We start from the raw sequence: 18,096 nt of genomic DNA, 5'->3' as shown, positions 1-18,096 counted from the left end.
CCCTAACACTTGGAGTGACTGCAATGCCCAGCGCACCGCGTCCGGAAAAACGCCGGTTTCCCCTGCACGTCCACATCAGCCTGATGTTTACCCTGCTTCTGCTGCTGACGGGTGTGGTGCTGGGCATTTTCAATTATCGACAAACCACGCAAATTATCCTGTCCAGCAGCGAGAAACTGTTCAACCGCATCGAGCAGGATGTGCGCCTGGATTTGTACGACACCTACGAACCGATCCGCCACCTGTTGGACCTGCTGGCCGACTATCCAGCGACACGCACTCCCCAGATGGCTGAACGCCTGGCCCTGCTCGTCCCGTTCAGCCAAGCCCTGCGGGACAACCCGAACCTGGCGTCGCTGTACCTGGGCGATCGCAACGGCGACTTCCTGATGGTCCGGCCACTGCGCACGGCGGGCCTGAAAGCTATCCTGAAGGCACCGGCCAATGCGGCCTATCAAGTCTGGACCGTGGAGCGGGCTAACCATCAAGGCGCGGTTCGCTCCCAGTCGTTGTTTTACGACGAAGCCCTGACGCTCATCGCTCGCCTGGACATCGTCGACGAAACCTATGATCCGCGCAGTCGCGATTGGTTTGGCAGTGCACTGAACAGCGCTGGCCAGATCACCACCGAACCCTACGCATTTTTTTCCACCCGCCATATCGGCACCACCCTGGCCCGGCGCAGTGGTGAGCAGGCGGTCATCGGTGCCGACCTGACCCTGGCCGCGCTGTCCCAGACCCTGGCCAAGCACAAAGTGACCGCCAGCACCGAGATCGTGTTGCTCGATCCCCAAGGCAATGCGGTGGGCTATCCCGACAGCGACCGGCTGATTGCCGACAGCGAGTCGGCACGCCTGATCAAGGCCCGCGACCTCAGCCCGGCCATCGCCGCAGCGCTCGATAACAGCACTGACACCCCTCGCCTGACGGCGGCTGGACGCCAGTGGATCGTGTCTCGCAGCCACATGCAGGAAGGCGGGCCGCAGGGTCTGGAACTGGCGTTGCTGGTCCCTGAAGATGAGTTGCTCGCCGATGCCTATCGCCTGCGCTGGCAAGGCGCGCTCGTCACTCTCGCTACCTTGCTGCTGTGTCTGCCCCTGGGTTGGCTGACCTCAAGGATCCTGGTCAAACCCTTGCGCGAGCTGGTGCAAGAGGCCGATGCCATTCGCAGCTTTGATTTCAACTACCCGGTGTCGCGTCGCTCCCCCGTGCTGGAGGTCGATCAGTTGGGCGTTTCGATGGCCCGAATGAAGGACACCTTGGCAAGCTTCTTTGAAATCACCGCCAGTCTGCGCGCCGAAACCCGCTTCGCCCCGTTGCTGGAGCGAGTGCTGTTCGAGACGGTAAAAATCGGCCAGGCCCAGGCCGGTCTGATCTACCTGCGCGAAAACGACGAGGATCGGATCAAGCCATACGGGCTGGTCATCAATGGAGCTCCCCGCGACCTCAAGGACTTCCAGCTGAAAGGTCATGCACTCAATGCTGAAGACAGCCCGCCATGGCTCCAGCCACTGGCCGCCTCGGAAAACCTCGTGACCTCACTGGGCTTCGAGCAGGCCGCCGACCTGCGGAGCGTTCTGTTGGCACTGGATTCTCCCCGGGTCCATCTGATCGGCATTCGCCTGCGCAACCGCCATCAGGAAACCGTCGGCGTACTGGTGCTGCTGATCACCGACAGCGGCACCGAAGCCGACCTGGAAAAACTGCAGCCAGACCGCATTGCCTTCCTGCAGGCCGTGTCCGGCGCCGCCACCGTGAGCATTGAAAGCCAGCGCCTGCAAGCCAGGCAAAAGCAATTGCTGGACTCGTTCATCCAGCTGCTGGCCGGTGCGATCGATGCCAAGAGCCCCTATACCGGCGGCCATTGCCAACGGGTACCGGCCCTGACACTGATGCTCGCCCAGGCCGCCGCTGCCAGCCAGGCGCCGGCGTTCCAGGCCTACCAGCCGACGGAAGATGAATGGGAAGCGCTGCACATTGCTGCCTGGCTGCATGATTGTGGCAAGGTCACCACACCCGAGTACGTGGTGGATAAAGCCACCAAACTGGAAACCCTGAACGATCGAATCCACGAAATTCGCACCCGTTTCGAGGTGCTCAAACGCGATGCCTGGGTCGACTATTGGCAGGCTGTGGCGACGGGGGGCGAGCCGTCAGCCCTGGCACAGCGGCGCGACGCGGCACTGGCCGGCCTCGATGACGATTTTGCCTTTGTCGCCCGCTGCAATCTGGGCTCCGAAGCCATGGCCGATGCCGACCTGCAACGCTTGCAGCGTATCGCCCAGCGCCCCTGGACCCGGACCCTCGATGATCGCCTGGGCGTTTCCTGGGAAGAGAATCGGCGCCAGGCGCGCACGCCCAAGCCAACCCTGCCGGTCACCGAGCCGTTGTTGGCGGACAAGCCCGAGCACTTGCTGGAGCGGCACGCAGACGAACTGATCCCGGCGGACAACCCATGGGGCTTTCAACTCGATGTGCCACCCTGGAAATACAACCGTGGCGAACTCTACAACCTCAGCATTACGCGGGGCACGCTGACCCGTGAGGAACGCTATGTCATCAATCATCACATGGTGCAGACGATCCTGATGCTCAGCCAACTGCCCTTCCCCAGCCACCTGGACAGCGTGGCGGAGATCGCCGGCGGTCATCACGAGAAGATGGATGGCAGCGGCTACCCCAAGCGGCTCAAACGCGAGGAGATGAGCCTGCCGGCACGCATGATGGCGATTGCCGACATTTTCGAAGCGCTGACGGCGGCCGACCGCCCCTACAAGAAAGCCAAGAAACTGAGCGAGGCCCTGGGCATCATGGCCACCATGTGCCGTGACGCCCACATCGATCCCGAACTGTTCGGATTGTTCATCGACGAGCAGATCTACCACGATTACGCCAGCCAGTTTCTCGACCCGCAGCAGATCGACGATGTCGACCCGGACAGCTTGCGGGTCAAGGCGGGGCTGAAGGCATGATCAGCAATCCGTCAGGCGCAGGAAGATCGCTGCCAATTGTTCAATGCCGGCCTGGTCATGTTCGGTAAAGCGCGCCAGTTTCGGACTGTCCAGGTCGAGCACGCCAATCAGGCGCCCATCCTTGACCAGCGGCACCACCAGCTCGCTGTTCGAGGCGCTGTCGCAAGCGATGTGGCCAGCGAAGGCATGGACATCTTCGACACGTTGGGTCTGACGCGTCGCCGCAGCGGTGCCGCACACGCCGCGACCGAAAGGAATCCGCACACAGGCAATCTGGCCTTGGAACGGACCCAGCACCAGCTCATCGTTGCGATTGAGGTAAAAACCGGCCCAGTTCAAGTCGTCCAGCTGACTGAACAGAAAAGCCGAGAATTGCGCGGCGTTGGCAATGAAATCGCGCTCATCGGCCAGCAAGGACTCCAGCTGTGCCAATAACAAGCCGTAGCCGTCGAGGCCTTCGCCCGTATTCTTCAAATCGATCATGCCTTGTGCTCCAGCAGTTTCAAGCCCACCCAGTAACGGGCAAACTGATAAGCGCACCGTCCGTTGCGGTTGCCGCGTCCAGTGGCCCAGCGCACCGCCTGGATGTCCAGCGCCTCGTCGCGCTGCCAGGCCAGCCCGGCCTTGGCCGCCAACTCGCCGATCCAGTGCTCCACCACATTGAGGAAATGCTCCTGGGTAAACGGATAAAACGACAACCACAGCCCGAAACGGTCGGACAAGGCGATTTTGTCCTCCACGGCTTCGCTGGGATGAAGCTCGCCGTCGACCCGCTTCCAGTTCTCGTTGTCACTTTCCTTTTCCGGCACCAGATGGCGGCGGTTGGAAGTGGCGTACAACAGCACGTTGTCCGGCGCCTGTTCGAGCGAACCATCCAACACGCTTTTAAGCACGCGGTAATCGCCTTCACCCGACTCGAACGACAAGTCATCGCAGAACAGCACGAAGCGCTGGGGCAGTTTCGCGACCTGCTCGACCACCCGGGGCAGATCGGCCAGGTGATCGCGCTCGATCTCGATCAGCCGCAGGCCATGCTGGGCATGTTCGGCCAGCAACGCACGCACCAGGGACGACTTGCCGGTGCCTCGCGAACCCCAGAGCAAGGCATGGTTGGCGGGCATGCCGTCAATGAACTGCCGGGTATTGCGACCCAATTGTTCGACCTGGCGCTCGACGCCAATCAGGTCCGACAGGCGCATGTCGAGACTGACCTGAAGCGGCAGCAAATAGCCGCTGCGCCCGTCACGTTGCCAGCGGGCAGCCAGGGTCTGGGTCCAATCGATGTCGGGGCGGGTCGCCGGCAGCAAAGGCTCGATCCGCGCCAGCACCGCGTCGGCACGCTCAAGAAAAGCACTCAATCGGGAATCCACGTCTTCTCCTCGGAGAGGTTCACAGTAATGATGGCGCTACAGCAACGAAACGTCGTATCCAATGGCGGGTCTATTCCACACAACACACACCGGCCGCACCGGTATTCAGAGATGATCAGCTATGCTTGACCGGCGAAGGGAAACGTAAGTGGTTCATCACTCCATGGACATCAGATTCACCCAACGGCTGTCTTATAAACAGGCCCGACTGACCGTTCTGGTGGGTTTCGTGCTGGGCACTTTGCTCAGTCTGATGCAGATAGGCATCGATTATGCCAGTGAAGACGCCTCGATCAACCGTGAAATCCTGTCGTTGCTGGAAATCAGCCACAACCCGGCCTCGCGCATCGCCTACAACATCGACTCCGAACTTGCCCAGGAACTGTCCATGGGCCTGTTGCGTTCACCGGCCATCATCGGCGCCGAGCTGATCGACAATAACAATACCGTGCTGGCCAGCGTCAAACGGCCAGAACTGCAAAGCAGTTACCGGTTCATCAGCGACTTCCTGTTCGGCGCCCAACGCCAGTTCGAAGACCGACTCTACCTGGACCACCTGCCAGCCGAATCCTTGGGCCTGTTGCGGCTGGACGTCGACACCTATGCGTTTGGCAGTCGCTTCCTGCGCCGCGCCGAGGTCACGTTGCTCAACGGCTTTGCCCGCAGCCTGATCCTGACCGGACTGTTGCTGGCGCTGTTTTATGTGATGCTGACCAAGCCCCTGGTCCGGGTGATTCGCGAGCTGAGCAGTCGCGATCCCAGCAGCAATGAACAGAACCGCCTGGAATGCCCTTCCGGCCACCAGTCCGATGAAATCGGTGTACTGGTGTCGGTCGCCAACCAACAGTTCGAAAATATCTCTACCGAAATCCAGCAGCGGCGCACGGCCGAAAATCGTCTCACCGAATACCTGGCACAGCTGGAAAACATCGTCTCGGCTCGCACCGCCGAACTCAAGGCCATCAACGCCCGCCTCAGCCAATCCAACGACGAGCTGGAAGTGGCCCGGCGCACGGCCTTGGACATGGCCGAAGCCCGCTCTGCCTTCCTGGCCAACATGAGCCATGAGATCCGCACGCCACTCAACGGTCTGCTGGGGATGATCGCGCTGTCCCTGGATGGCCCCCTGACGGCCGAACAACAACAGCAGCTATCGATTGCCCACGACTCGGGCAAGGTGCTGGTCGAATTGCTCAATGACATTCTCGACCTGTCGAAATTCGACGCCGGCCAATTGGAACTCGAGCGCATCCCCTTCGACCTCAGCTCCCTGGTCGAGGATACCGCCAACCTACTTTCCCAGAACGCAGCCCCCAGCGTCGAGCTGGCCTGCCTGATCGACCCGCAGTTCCCGGCACAGGTCATCGGCGACCCGACCCGAGTGCGCCAGATCATCAGCAACTTGCTTTCCAATGCGCTGAAGTTCACGCGCTTTGGCCGGGTCGATGTGAAGTTGAGCCACTACGACGGCGGTGTGCGGATCGAGGTCTGTGACACGGGTATCGGTATACCTCAAGAAGCCCAAGCGAGAATTTTTCAACCGTTCACCCAGGCAGGCGCCGGCATAACCCGCCAGTTTGGTGGCACAGGGCTTGGCCTGGCACTGACCTACAACCTCTGCGAAGCCATGCAGGGTCGGTTGACCATCAGTTCCGAAGCCGGCTTTGGCAGCCAGTTCCGCGCAGATCTGCCCCTGCCTTGCCATACCCCTGCGGCGCCTGTCGCCCCCCTGAGTGGCAACGTCGTCGCCATCACCTCCGCCAGCAGTGGCCTGGCCGAGCTGCTTGAGATGTTGCTGCCGGGCTGGGGACTGGACTATGTAAGGCGCTCCGTGGATGACAGGCTGCTGGGGCTCAAGCCGGATATTCTGATCACTGACTGCCCGGAATGCCTGTTCAACCTGCGGCCAACCTTCGACGCTCCGATCCTGCTGGTGACCGCCTACGGCAGTTTCATGCCCAGCGAAGAAGCCGCCGCCCTCGCGCCCCTGATACAACAGGCCCGGCCGCTGGCACGCCACGCGCTGTACCAGATTCTGCGACGCGCCCTGCGAAGCGAGGCCACCACCATCAATGACGCGCAGATCGAAGCCCGGGCGCCGTCCAAGCGCGGACGGGTGTTGCTGGTGGAGGACAATCCGGTCAACCAACTGGTGGCCAAGGGCATGCTGGTCAAGCTCGGCTGCGAAGTTACCGTCGCGGCCCATGGCGCCGAGGCCCTGGATCAACTTGAACAGCAGGTTTTCGACTTGGTGCTGATGGACTGCAACATGCCAGTAATGGACGGGTACGAAGCCAGTCGGCAGATTCGACGAAGTGGGCGCTGGCCGAACCTGCCGATTGTCGCGCTGACGGCCAACGCCATGCCCGAGGAACGCGAGCGCTGCCGGGTTGCGGGCATGAGCGATTACTTGTCCAAGCCGTTCCGCCGCGAAGAACTGGCGGCGCTACTGGATCAGTGGGTACCCACTACGTCAGCGCTTTGATCTGTCCCAGCAGATGATCGAGACCGTCGCGCAAACTCGCCAGGCGGTCCAGGTCAATCCCGCTGTCGCACAACAGGCGGGCCTTGAGCGGGCCGACCTGTTCACGCAAAGCCCGACCTGCCACCGACAGACTCAAGTGTACCTCCCGCTCGTCGCGGGCCGAACGCTGGCGATGGACCAGATCCAGTTGTTCCAGGCGCTTGAGCAGCGGCGTCAGCGTGCCCGAATCCAGCAGCAGCCGCTCGCCCAGGGCCTTGACCGTGGGTTGTTCCGGCGCGGTCTCCTGCCATTCCCACAGCACCAGCATCGCCAGGTATTGCGGGTAGGTCAGACCGAGCTGATCCAACATCGGCTTGTAGCCACGAATCACCGCACGGGATGCAGCGTACAGCTTGAAGCACAACTGGCTGTCGAGCTTCAGCGAGTCGACTGACAGGTCATTCATTTGAGCAGCGCTTCAATCTCGCCGGTCAGGTCTTGGGGTTTGGTGGTCGGGGCGAACCGCTTGACCACCTGACCGTCCTTGCCGATCAGGAACTTGGTGAAGTTCCACTTGATCCCTTTGGACCCCAGCACGCCAGGCGCCCGCTGCTTCAGTTGGACAAACAGGGGATGGGCGTTGGCACCGTTGACTTCGATTTTCTTGAACAGCGGAAAACTAACGCCGAAGTTCAGCTCGCAAAACTCGGTAATCGCCCCCTCGTTGCCCGGCTCTTGCTTGCCGAACTGATTGCAAGGGAAGCCCAGCACCACCAGGCCCTGGTCCTTGTAGGTCTGCCACAGCGCCTCGAGCCCCTTGTATTGCGGGGTGAACCCGCACTGGCTGGCGGTATTGACCACCAGCACCGCCTTGCCAGCGAAATCGGCGAGGGTCTTTTGCTCACCCTTGATGGTGGTGCACGGGATGCTCAGCAGGTTGTCGCTCATGGCAAGGCTCCGAAGGTATGGGACAGACGGTTAAGGTAGCGAACGATTCAATTGTGTGCAATTTAATTATTGGAGTCTTATTCACGCAGAAGGAACAATGCAGGTGCTCATGTGGCGAGGGAGCTTGCTCCCGCTCGGCGGCGCAGCCGTCGTAAACCGGGCTGACGCGATTGCCCTGGAAGACCGCGTCAACCCTTATTGGGGGCGGCTACGCCGCCCAGCGGGAGCAAGCTCCCTCGCCACAGGTGAGCCTGTTCCCGATCCAAACAGTACCTAGCGGGGCACGAGATCCAGGCACACCGAGTTGATGCAGTAACGCAGGCCCGTGGGCGGCGGGCCGTCAGGGAAGACGTGGCCCAGGTGGGCGTCGCATTGGGCGCAGACCACTTCGGTGCGGATCATGCCGTGGCTGACATCGCGCACCTCCACCACCGCGCTGCCCTCGATCGGCGCGTAGAAACTCGGCCAGCCACAGCCGGAATCGAATTTGGTCTGCGAATCGAACAGCGGTTCGTTGCAGCAGATACAGTGGTACACACCGTCGGTCTTGGTGGCGTTGTATTTACCGGAGAATGGCCGTTCGGTGCCCTTCAACCGACAGACGTTGTACTGCTCCGGGTCGAGCATGGCGCGCCATTCTTCAAGGGTTCTTTCCAACTTTTCCATCGTCCTACCTCGGCAATTGAAAAAGCCCGATCCGACGCTTTTAAGCAGATCGGGCGGCACGTATGATTGCGCCTCGTCAGACGCCAGTCTGGCAGTCACGTCATGCGCATTCAAACGGATTGTCACGCATGTACCGCGTCAGGCCTGGGCACAGACGCAGGATCCCCAGTACGGTAGTTCATACGCCGCCTGGATCGTTCATTTTCGGGAACACATCGCCATGCAGGTCAGCAAATCGAACAAGCTCGCCAACGTCTGCTACGACATTCGCGGCCCGGTGCTCAAGCACGCCAAACGCCTGGAAGAGGAAGGCCATCGCATCCTCAAGCTGAACATCGGCAACCCGGCCCCCTTTGGTTTCGAAGCGCCCGATGAAATTCTCCAGGACGTCATCCGCAACCTGCCAACCGCCCAGGGCTACAGCGATTCCAAGGGCCTGTTCAGCGCCCGCAAGGCTGTGATGCAGTACTACCAGCAGAAGCAGGTCGAAGGTGTCGGTATCGAAGACATCTACCTGGGTAACGGCGTTTCCGAGCTGATCGTGATGTCGATGCAGGCCCTGCTCAACAACGGCGATGAAGTGCTGGTGCCGGCGCCGGACTACCCATTGTGGACCGCCGCCGTGAGCCTGTCCGGCGGTAACCCGGTGCATTACCTGTGCGACGAGCAGGCCAACTGGTTCCCTGACCTGGCGGATATCAAGGCCAAGATCACGCCCAATACCAAGGCGCTGGTGATCATCAACCCGAACAACCCGACCGGCGCGGTGTACTCCAGGGAAGTGCTGCTGGGCATGCTGGAACTGGCCCGCCAGCACAACCTGGTGGTGTTTTCCGACGAGATCTACGACAAGATCCTCTACGACGATGCCGTGCACATCTGCACCGCCTCCCTGGCACCGGACCTGCTGTGCCTGACCTTCAACGGCCTGTCCAAGTCCTATCGGGTCGCCGGTTTCCGCTCCGGCTGGATCGTCATTACCGGGCCCAAGCATCACGCCCAGAGCTATATCGAAGGCATCGACATGCTGGCCAACATGCGCCTGTGTGCCAACGTCCCGAGCCAACACGCGATCCAGACCGCGCTAGGCGGCTACCAGAGCATCAACGATCTGGTCCTGCCCCAGGGCCGCTTGCTGGAACAACGCAACCGTACCTGGGAACTGCTCAACGACATTCCCGGCGTCAGCTGCGTCAAGCCGATGGGTGCGCTGTATGCCTTCCCGCGGATCGACCCGAAGGTCTGCCCGATCCACAACGATGAAAAGTTCGTACTCGACCTGCTGCTGTCCGAGAAACTGCTGGTGGTCCAAGGCACTGCTTTCAACTGGCCGTGGCCGGATCACTTCCGCGTCGTGACCCTGCCGCGGGTCGATGATCTCGACCAGGCTATCGGTCGCATCGGCAACTTCCTCAAGTCCTACCGCCAGTAAACCCCACGGCGTGCGAGACGTCCTTGCCTCGCACGCTGTTTGATTCAGCAACATATCTGTTCCGCCAGTTCCGGCCGGCCTTCTACACTGGGGGCTGGGCAGCCGAGGGGCGCCCGGGCTCAACGTTCACGGGGTACAGGCACTACATTTCTTTTCCACGATCACTTTCAGAAAAGTCTTTCAAACATTTAGGACGCCTGTAGGACACAGTTTGAAATAGTCAGTGAGTTGAATAGCCTGCGGCGGCACCTTATATACCCCGCATGACGCTACATTTTTAGCATGAGGAGATTTCCACAACCATGATGCGCATCCTGCTGTTTTTGGCCACTAACCTGGCGGTCGTGCTGATTGCCAGCATCACCCTGAGCCTTTTTGGCTTCAACGGGTTCATGGCGGCCAATGGGGTTGACCTCAACCTCAATCAGCTGCTGATCTTCTGTGCGGTGTTCGGTTTCGCCGGTTCCCTGTTCTCGCTGTTCATCTCCAAGTGGATGGCGAAGATGAGCACCAGCACCCAGATCATCAGCCAGCCGCGCACTCGCCACGAACAATGGCTGCTGCAAACCGTCGAGCAGCTGTCTCGCGAAGCCGGTATCAAAATGCCGGAAGTCGGGATTTTCCCGGCCTACGAGGCCAACGCCTTCGCCACCGGCTGGAACAAGAACGATGCACTGGTCGCAGTCAGCCAGGGTCTGCTCGAGCGGTTTTCACCCGATGAAGTCAAGGCGGTGCTGGCCCACGAGATCGGCCACGTCGCCAACGGCGACATGGTGACCCTGGCGTTGATCCAGGGCGTAGTGAACACCTTCGTGATGTTCTTCGCCCGCATCATCGGCAACTTCGTCGACAAGGTGATCTTCAAGAATGAAGAAGGCCAGGGTATCGCCTATTACGTGGCAACCATTTTTGCCGAGCTGGTGCTGGGCATTCTCGCCAGCGCCATCGTCATGTGGTTCTCGCGCAAACGCGAGTTCCGGGCTGACGACGCTGGTGCACGCCTGGCGGGCACCAGCGCCATGATCGGCGCCCTGCAACGCCTGCGCGCCGAGCAAGGCTTGCCAGTCCACATGCCCGACACCCTGAATGCCTTTGGTATCAACGGTGGCGTCAAACAGGGCCTGGCGCGCATGTTCATGAGTCATCCGCCGCTGGAAGAGCGTATTGACGCACTGCGTCGTCGCGGCTAATCGTGCAGGCTTTGTAGACCTGCGGCAAAGCTGTTCACTCTAAGAAAAAACGGTGCTTCTTCCTGCGGGGGGAAGCGCCGTTTTTTTGGGGCACGTATTTATGGTTATAGTTCGTGTGTATATCCGTTTCTTCGGTAACGGCTACTTACGGTTCCGCTCTTACAGCGGCTCACTTTTGAGAAGCGCAAAAGTAAGCAAAACGCTTTAGCCCCACCACTCGGTGCCTCGCCTAGGCTCGGCATGCCCTCACTCCGGCATTGCTCCGTGGGCCCGCCGCGAAGGGCCATCCATGGCCCAGCGCGGCTATCCCGGCATCCATGCCGGGATGCCCACTGCGCAATGCCTGCGTTCGGCCAGCGTGGTTTAACGGGGCCTCCAGATCAAGATCAAGATCAAGATCTAAAGCAGAGCAAGAGCAGGGTATATCCAGCATCTATGTGGCTGAACCACCGCTATCGCGAGCAAGCTCGCTCCCACATGGGGGTTGTGGGTGTTCACAGCATCTGCATACGACACAAAAAACTGTGGGAGCGAGCTTGCTCGCGATGAGGCCAGCCCATTCAACATCTTCATCAACAGTGACGTCGCCTTCGCGAGCAAGCTCGCTCCCACAGGAGGAACGCGTTCACTCCGAACTAGGTCGGCTATAAGGCCGCCTCGCTTCGGCTTTTGATCTTCGGCGCCCCGTTAACCACGCTGGCCGAACGCAGGCATTGCGCAGTGGGCACCAAGTGGTGGGGCAAAGCGCTTTTGGTTACTTTTGGCGCTCTCCCCCCGCTCTTCCAAAAGTGACCCGCTGTAAGAGCGGAACCGCCAGTGGCCGTTACCGCAGCAACGGATATACACCCGCATCCGTAAAGAGCCCCCTTAACCCATGGAAATCCGATACACCCGCTCATCCAGCCGCGTCACCCCAGCCTGCAAGAACTTCCAGCTCTCACCCAGCACATCCTGCTCCTGCAAAACCTCCAGCCGCCAGGCATCTCCCAGCAGCCGCTGCACTTCGTCATCCCCGACGGAAAACGGTGGCCCGGGCATTTGCGCCTGATCGTAATCCAGGGTGATCAACAGTCCCGCGCACTCCGGCATGATGTTCTGCAAATGGGCCGCATAGCGCTCTCGCATTGGCACAGGCAAGGCGATCAACGCCGCGCGGTCGTACAACGCGGTGCAACCGGCCACCTCCTGCGTACCCAAGGCAAAGAAATCACCGCAGCGGATCTCAATGTCACCGGCACGGAACACCTTGAAAGCGCCCTCTTCATCCACGCTCGGCTCAAGCTGATGCTCGAGGAAAAAATCGACAATGGCTTTTTCCGACAGCTCCACGCCCAATACCGAATACCCCTGATGGGCGAGCCACAACAGATCCAGGGTTTTCCCGCACAGGGGCACCAGGACTCGACTGCCCTGGGCCAATCCCAGTTGCGGCCAGAAATGTTGCAGATAGGGGTTCACGTCCGGCAAGTGAAATCCGATCTGATTCGATGACCAGCGCTTATGCCAAAACTCCGGCTCCATGATTCACTCCAAAAATTCGATCAAAACGGGCTAAAACTTATATTAGATTTAGATCATTGACCTGGCGGAAGATGACACCATCTTAACGCTCAGGAGCCCGTTCATGCTGCCCAGCCTGTTTATCTCCCATGGCTCACCCATGCTGGCTTTGGAACCCGGCGAGAGCGGCCCGGCACTGACCCGCCTCGCCGCCCAATTGCCTCGACCTAAAGCGATCGTCATCGTGTCCGCCCACTGGGAAAGCAATGAGCTGGTGGTCAGCGCGAATCCACAACCGCGTACCTGGCACGATTTCGGCGGTTTTCCACCGGCACTGTATGAAGTGCAGTACCCCGCACCGGGCGATCCGCAACTGGCTGCACGCGTAGCAGAGTTGCTCAATGCCGCGCACCTGCCAGCACGCCTCGACCCTCAACGCCCCTCCGATCACGGCGTTTGGGTGCCGCTTTCCTTGATGTACCCCGAAGCGGACATCCCAGTGGTGCAGATTTCCTTGCCCAGTCGCCAGGGACCGGCGTTGCAGACGCAGGTCGGCCAAGCCCTGGCCAGCCTGCGCCAACAGGGTGTCTTGCTGATCGGCTCTGGCAGCATCACCCATAACTTGGGCGATCTGGACTGGAATGCCGGCCCTGAAAGCATCGAGCCCTGGGCGAAATCCTTTCGCGACTGGATCGTTGAGAAGCTAGCGGCGAACGATGAAGCTGCGCTGCATGATTACCGTCACCAGGCACCGAACGCCGTGCGCAGCCACCCCAGCGACGAGCACCTGTTGCCGCTGTATTTTGCCCGGGGCGCTGGTGGGACATTCAGCGTTACCCATGCGGGGTTCACGATGGGGACGCTGGGGATGGACATTTATCGGTTCGATTGACTCATGGACCGCGTCGCTTTAATCGCGAGCAAGCTCGCTCCCACAGGGGTTTTGTGAACACCGAAATCCAATGTGGGAGCGAGCTCGCGATTGGCCTCCACCCCACTCCCCCTGAAGGCACACCAAACACCAGGCATAAAAAATCCCCGAACCAGTCGGGGATTTTTTATGTTCGATCAATCAGCCCAAGAGCCGATCAATCTTCGCGATAGCGACGCAGCTTGAGCTGCTTGCCAGCTACGCGGGTGTCCTTCAGCTTGGTCAGCAACTTCTCCAGACCATCTTCCGGCAGCTCTACCAGGCTGAAGCTGTCACGCACCTGGATGCGACCGATGGCTTCGCGTGCCAGACCGCCTTCGTTGAGGATGGCCCCCAGCAGGTTCTTGGCAGCGATGCCGTCACGGGCACCCAGCGCGGTGCGGCAGCGAGCACGGCCTTCGGCCAGCGGGATCGGCGCACGACGCTCGCGATCACCACGGTCCGGACGATCACCGGTACGCTCAGGACGGTCACCACGCGGTGCGTTGTTCGGCACCAGTGGGCGTTCCTTCTCGATCGCAGCCAGGGTCAGCGCTTGGCCATTGGTGGCCTTGCGCAGCAGAGCAGCGGCCAGGGCGCGCGGAGTGCAACCGATGTCGGCGGTCAGGCGATCGAGCAGATCACCGTGGGTCGATTCGGCGTCAGCCACCAGCGGCGACAGGCTGTTGGTCAGTTTCTTGATGCGGGCATCGAGAACGGCTTGGGCATCCGGCAGGCGAACTTCAGCCACCTTCTGACCCGTCACACGCTCGATCACCTGCAGCATGCGGCGCTCACGCGGGGTGACCAGCAGCAGCGCACGACCTTCGCGACCAGCACGGCCGGTACGGCCGATGCGGTGAACGTAGGACTCTGGATCGTACGGCATGTCCACGTTGAACACGTGGGTGATGCGCGGAACGTCCAGGCCACGGGCGGCGACGTCGGTTGCCACAACGATGTCCAGGCGGCCATCCTTGAGGGATTCGATCACGCGTTCACGCTGGTTCTGGGCAATGTCACCGTTCAGCGCAGCGGCTTTGTAGCCTTTGGCTTCCAGGGCGCTGGCCAGGTCCAGGGTCGCTTGCTTGGTGCGCACGAACATGATCAGCGCGTCGAAATCCTCGACTTCCAGCAGGCTCAGTACAGCCGAGGTCTTCTGGTCGGCGTGAACCAGCAGGTGAGCCTGCTCGATCGCGGTGACGGTCTGGGTCTTGGTCTGGATCTTCACGTGTTGCGGATCGCGCAGGTGGCGCTCGGCAATGGCACGGATCGACTGCGGCAGGGTGGCCGAGAACAATACAGTCTGACGGGTCGCTGGCAGGGCCTTGAAGATGACTTCCAGGTCATCCATGAAACCGAGCTTGAGCATCTCGTCGGCTTCGTCGAGAACCAGGTGGTTCACGGTAGCCAATACTTTCTCGTCACGACGCAGGTGGTCGCACAGACGACCCGGAGTGGCGACAACGATCTGCGCGCCATTACGGATAGCTTTCAGTTGTGGGCCCATCGGGGCGCCGCCGTAAACGGCCACAACGGTAACGCCAGGCATTTGCTTGGCGTAGGTTTCGAAAGCGGTAGCTACTTGCAGCGCCAACTCACGGGTTGGCGCCAGGATCAGGGCTTGCGGCTCGCGCTTGGCAGGATCGATGCGATGCAGGATCGGCAGGGCGAACGCGGCGGTTTTACCCGTACCGGTTTGCGCCTGACCAATCATGTCGTGGCCGGCCATGATGATCGGGATCGATTGCTGCTGGATAGCCGAAGGTTCTTCGTAGCCGGTCGCAATGACGGCTGCAAGAATGTTCGGATTGAGATTAAAAGCGGCGAAGCCGCCGGTTTCCTGGGTCATGGGTCTGCCTCTAAGTGCATCCGCAAAGACCCATGCTCCAAAGCTGCGCGTGCCGTGTTGAGACTCAAGAGTCGCCCTGGCTGCTTTGTCGGCGGGGATTTGCGAAAACGAATGAATGAAAAAGAACGTCGTGGAAGCATCCGTTGTGCGGACATGCAGCCGAAGCTGACTTCGGAGAATTGCGCTACCTTGACGCGGCCCGGCTAAAGGCCGGCGCGCACTATACCGGAATTCGCCCGAAAAGGGAGCTTTTTTTATCGTAAAGCCCAGTACGGGGCTCTCTGCCAGAAGGCCTTGGGGCAGTCTGCTAAAACGATTTACCTTCAGACGGCGATGCCCTTGTGGCGAGGGAGCTTGCTCCCGCTCGGCTGCGAAGCAGACGCCTGGGTGGATAGCTGAAATCGAAGGGGCCGCTTCGCGACCCAGCGGGAGCAAGCTCCCTCGCCACCAGGGAAGCTCACTCCTCAGAAGGATTTTGGGGCTCCCTTGATCAAGTCGCCGGCCGGATCGCCTTGATCAACGACTGCAACGAGTACCCCAACCGCGGCGCCAGCCCTTCAGCCCGGGCGACCAGGCCTTCCATGTCCAGTATCTGGTCCAGGTCCGCCGGCACGATCAGGATCACGTTGCCCTCTTTCACCGGCAGTTCCCAATAGTGCCGGTGGTACAAGCCACGCAGCAGCGCCGCGCCCAAGGGTTTGCCGTCATCGGTGGCCCATTGGTTGATCACCAGCCAGCCGCCGGGATTGAGGCGCTTCTGGCAATTTTCCAGGAAACGCCAGGCCAGGTGGCCGACGCCAGGGCCCACATCGGTATAAAGGTCGACGAAAATCAGATCCGCAGGCTCGGCGGTCTCAAGCAGCTCCAGGGCATCGCCGATGCGAATGTACAGCCGAGGATCGTCGTCCAGCCCCAGGTATTCGATGGCCAGGCGCGGAACATCGGGGCGCAGTTCGATGGCCTCGACGTCTTCCAGCGGCAGGAACTTGAGGCAGGCCTGGGTCAGCGTACCGGCACCCAACCCCAGGAACAGGGCGCTCTCCGGCTGCTCATGACACAACGCACCAATCAGCATGGCACGGGTGTAGTCATACTCCAGCCAGCTCGGGTCAGCCGTGAACACGCAGCTCTGCTCGATGGCATCGCCGAATTCAAGAAACCGGTAGTCGGCCACCTCGAGTACTCGGATCATGCCGAACTCATCGTGCACCTCGGCGAGCAGATGCTCGACGCGTTCCTCTGTCATTTCATCTCCTGATGGCCGCCGGACGGCTGCGGCAACGCGCTGGACCTGTGCGCAAACGGGGCAAAGGCGTGATTGTCCGCGAAGCGACGCAAACAGGTCACGCACTAATTGCTGATAACATGGCGGTCCGAGCGTAACCACCTAGAGATCATGATGAGCCAACCCTGGAGCCCTGACAGCTGGCGCGCCCTGCCGATCCAGCAACAACCCCGATACCCCGACGCGGCGAACCTGCTGCGAGTGGAGCAGACCCTGGCCAGTTATCCGCCATTGGTGTTTGCCGGTGAAGCCCGGGAGTTGCGCCGTCAGTTCGCCGAGGTGACCCAGGGTCGGGCCTTCCTGCTCCAGGGCGGCGACTGCGCCGAAAGCTTTGCCGAGTTCTCCGCGGCGAAGATCCGCGATACCTTCAAGGTGTTGCTGCAAATGGCGATCGTCATGACGTTTGCCGCCGGCTGCCCCGTGGTCAAGGTCGGGCGCATGGCCGGGCAGTTCGCCAAGCCGCGCTCGGCCAATGATGAAACCATTGATGGCGTGACCCTGCCGGCCTACCGGGGCGATATCGTCAACGGCATCGGTTTCGACGAAAAAAGCCGCGTCCCGGACCCGGAGCGGCTGTTGCAGTCCTACCACCAGTCCACCGCCACCTTGAACCTGCTGCGGGCCTTCGCCCAGGGTGGATTCGCCGACCTGCACCAGGTGCACAAGTGGAACCTGGATTTCATCGCCAATTCGGCCCTGGCGGAAAAGTACAGCCACCTGGCCGACCGCATCGACGAAACGCTGGCGTTCATGCGTGCCTGCGGCATGGACAGTTCGCCGCAGTTGCGCGAAACCAGTTTCTTCACCGCCCACGAAGCGCTGCTGCTCAATTACGAAGAAGCCTTCGTGCGCCGCGACAGCCTGACCAACGACTACTACGACTGCTCGGCCCACATGCTGTGGATCGGTGATCGCACCCGGCAATTGGACGGTGCCCATGTCGAATTCCTGCGCGGGGTAAACAACCCGATCGGAGTGAAGGTGGGCCCGACCATGGATCCTGACGACCTGATCCGCCTGATCGACGTGCTCAACCCGGACAACGACCCGGGCCGGCTAAACCTGATCGCGCGAATGGGCGCGAACAAGGTCTGCGATCACCTGCCGCCGCTGTTGCGCGCCGTGCAGCGCGAAGGCAAGCAGGTGTTGTGGAGTTCCGACCCGATGCATGGCAACACCATCAAGGCCAGCAGCGGCTATAAGACCCGGGACTTCGCGCAGATCCTCGGCGAAGTGAAGCAGTTCTTCCAGGTCCACGAAGCCGAAGGCACCTATGCCGGCGGGATTCACATCGAAATGACCGGGCAAAACGTCACCGAATGCATCGGCGGCGCGCGACCGATCACCGAGGATGGGCTGTCGGACCGTTATCACACCCACTGCGATCCACGGATGAATGCCGATCAGTCGCTGGAGCTGGCGTTCTTGATTGCCGAGACGTTGAAGCAGGTTCGGCGGTGAGTCAGTCGGTTTTGTAGCGACTGACTTATCGCTATCGCGAGCAAGC

14 protein-coding genes are annotated in these 18,096 nt (G+C 60.8%); 6 read left to right on the top strand and 8 right to left on the bottom strand.

Annotation, left to right across the window (positions count from 1 at the left end; genetic code table 11):
• Nucleotides 1-23 precede the first annotated feature (23 nt).
• A complete protein-coding gene (locus QNH97_RS08455) occupies nt 24-2,972 on the top strand; it encodes an HD domain-containing phosphohydrolase (protein WP_283556418.1) in 2,949 nt (982 codons plus the stop codon).
• Here QNH97_RS08455 and msrC read toward each other — a convergent pair whose 3' ends face one another.
• Both msrC and QNH97_RS08445 read right to left on the bottom strand, forming a co-directional pair.
• Nucleotides 2,973-3,455, bottom strand: a complete 483-nt coding sequence (gene msrC, locus QNH97_RS08450; RefSeq protein ID WP_283556417.1) for a free L-methionine (R)-S-oxide reductase MsrC — start codon at nt 3,453-3,455, stop codon at nt 2,973-2,975.
• Nucleotides 3,452-4,342: an ATP-binding protein gene (locus tag QNH97_RS08445; RefSeq protein ID WP_283556416.1), complete on the bottom strand. Its 891-nt coding sequence runs from the start codon at nt 4,340-4,342 to the stop codon at nt 3,452-3,454. The genes msrC and QNH97_RS08445 overlap by 4 nt, the downstream gene beginning before the upstream one ends.
• A gap of 163 nt (nt 4,343-4,505) precedes the next feature.
• Here QNH97_RS08445 and QNH97_RS08440 point away from each other — a divergent pair, with 163 nt between their 5' ends.
• Entirely contained in the window at nt 4,506-6,827 is a 2,322-nt protein-coding gene (locus tag QNH97_RS08440; protein ID WP_283556415.1) for a hybrid sensor histidine kinase/response regulator, read from the top strand.
• On the opposite strand, the gene QNH97_RS08435 is transcribed toward QNH97_RS08440, so the two are convergent.
• The 3 genes from QNH97_RS08435 to msrB form a co-directional block, all read right to left on the bottom strand.
• Nucleotides 6,811-7,272: a MarR family winged helix-turn-helix transcriptional regulator gene (locus tag QNH97_RS08435; protein WP_283556414.1), complete on the bottom strand. Its 462-nt coding sequence runs from the start codon at nt 7,270-7,272 to the stop codon at nt 6,811-6,813. The two genes, QNH97_RS08440 and QNH97_RS08435, sit on opposite strands and share 17 nt — an antisense overlap.
• Nucleotides 7,269-7,754 (bottom strand): glutathione peroxidase, encoded by a 486-nt coding sequence (locus QNH97_RS08430; RefSeq protein WP_003199416.1) that lies wholly within the window; start codon nt 7,752-7,754, stop codon nt 7,269-7,271. Before QNH97_RS08430 ends, QNH97_RS08435 begins: the two co-directional genes overlap by 4 nt.
• A 273-nt stretch (nt 7,755-8,027) precedes the next feature.
• Nucleotides 8,028-8,420, bottom strand: a complete 393-nt coding sequence (gene msrB / locus QNH97_RS08425; RefSeq protein WP_283556413.1) for a peptide-methionine (R)-S-oxide reductase MsrB — start codon at nt 8,418-8,420, stop codon at nt 8,028-8,030.
• Nucleotides 8,421-8,640: 220 nt separating this feature from the next.
• On the opposite strand from msrB, the gene QNH97_RS08420 reads away from it, so the two are divergent.
• Nucleotides 8,641-9,852 carry a pyridoxal phosphate-dependent aminotransferase gene (locus QNH97_RS08420; protein WP_025212629.1) on the top strand — a complete coding sequence of 404 codons (1,212 nt, stop codon included), beginning with the start codon at nt 8,641-8,643 and terminating at the stop codon, nt 9,850-9,852.
• A gap of 302 nt (nt 9,853-10,154) precedes the next feature.
• Nucleotides 10,155-11,042, top strand: coding sequence for a protease HtpX (htpX, locus tag QNH97_RS08415; protein ID WP_186636836.1), 888 nt, complete (start codon nt 10,155-10,157; stop codon nt 11,040-11,042).
• A gap of 867 nt (nt 11,043-11,909) precedes the next feature.
• Here htpX and QNH97_RS08410 read toward each other — a convergent pair.
• On the bottom strand, nt 11,910-12,563 hold the full coding sequence (locus QNH97_RS08410) for a thiopurine S-methyltransferase (RefSeq protein ID WP_283556412.1): 654 nt from the start codon (nt 12,561-12,563) through the stop codon (nt 11,910-11,912).
• A 103-nt stretch (nt 12,564-12,666) separates the two neighbouring features.
• On the opposite strand from QNH97_RS08410, the gene QNH97_RS08405 reads away from it, so the two are divergent.
• The gene (locus QNH97_RS08405) at nt 12,667-13,434 is read left to right on the top strand and encodes a DODA-type extradiol aromatic ring-opening family dioxygenase (protein WP_283556411.1); all 768 of its coding nucleotides are present in this window, start codon (nt 12,667-12,669) and stop codon (nt 13,432-13,434) included.
• Nucleotides 13,435-13,630: 196 nt separating this feature from the next.
• Here the strand turns inward: QNH97_RS08405 and QNH97_RS08400 are convergent, their stop codons facing one another.
• A complete protein-coding gene (locus QNH97_RS08400) occupies nt 13,631-15,304 on the bottom strand; it encodes a DEAD/DEAH box helicase (protein ID WP_283556410.1) in 1,674 nt (557 codons plus the stop codon).
• 490 nt (nt 15,305-15,794) lie between these two features.
• Nucleotides 15,795-16,550, bottom strand: coding sequence for a spermidine synthase (locus QNH97_RS08395; RefSeq protein WP_283556409.1), 756 nt, complete (start codon nt 16,548-16,550; stop codon nt 15,795-15,797).
• Between the two features lie 153 nt (nt 16,551-16,703).
• Between QNH97_RS08395 and QNH97_RS08390 the strand changes: the two genes are divergently transcribed.
• Nucleotides 16,704-18,050: a class II 3-deoxy-7-phosphoheptulonate synthase gene (locus tag QNH97_RS08390; protein WP_283556408.1), complete on the top strand. Its 1,347-nt coding sequence runs from the start codon at nt 16,704-16,706 to the stop codon at nt 18,048-18,050.
• The last annotated feature ends 46 nt before the right edge of the window (nt 18,051-18,096 follow it).

This window comes from Pseudomonas sp. G2-4 (assembly GCF_030064125.1).
Lineage (GTDB): Bacteria > Pseudomonadota > Gammaproteobacteria > Pseudomonadales > Pseudomonadaceae > Aquipseudomonas.
Note: the sequence above shows the minus strand (reverse complement) of the source record. Positions and strands in the feature narration are given on the sequence as shown.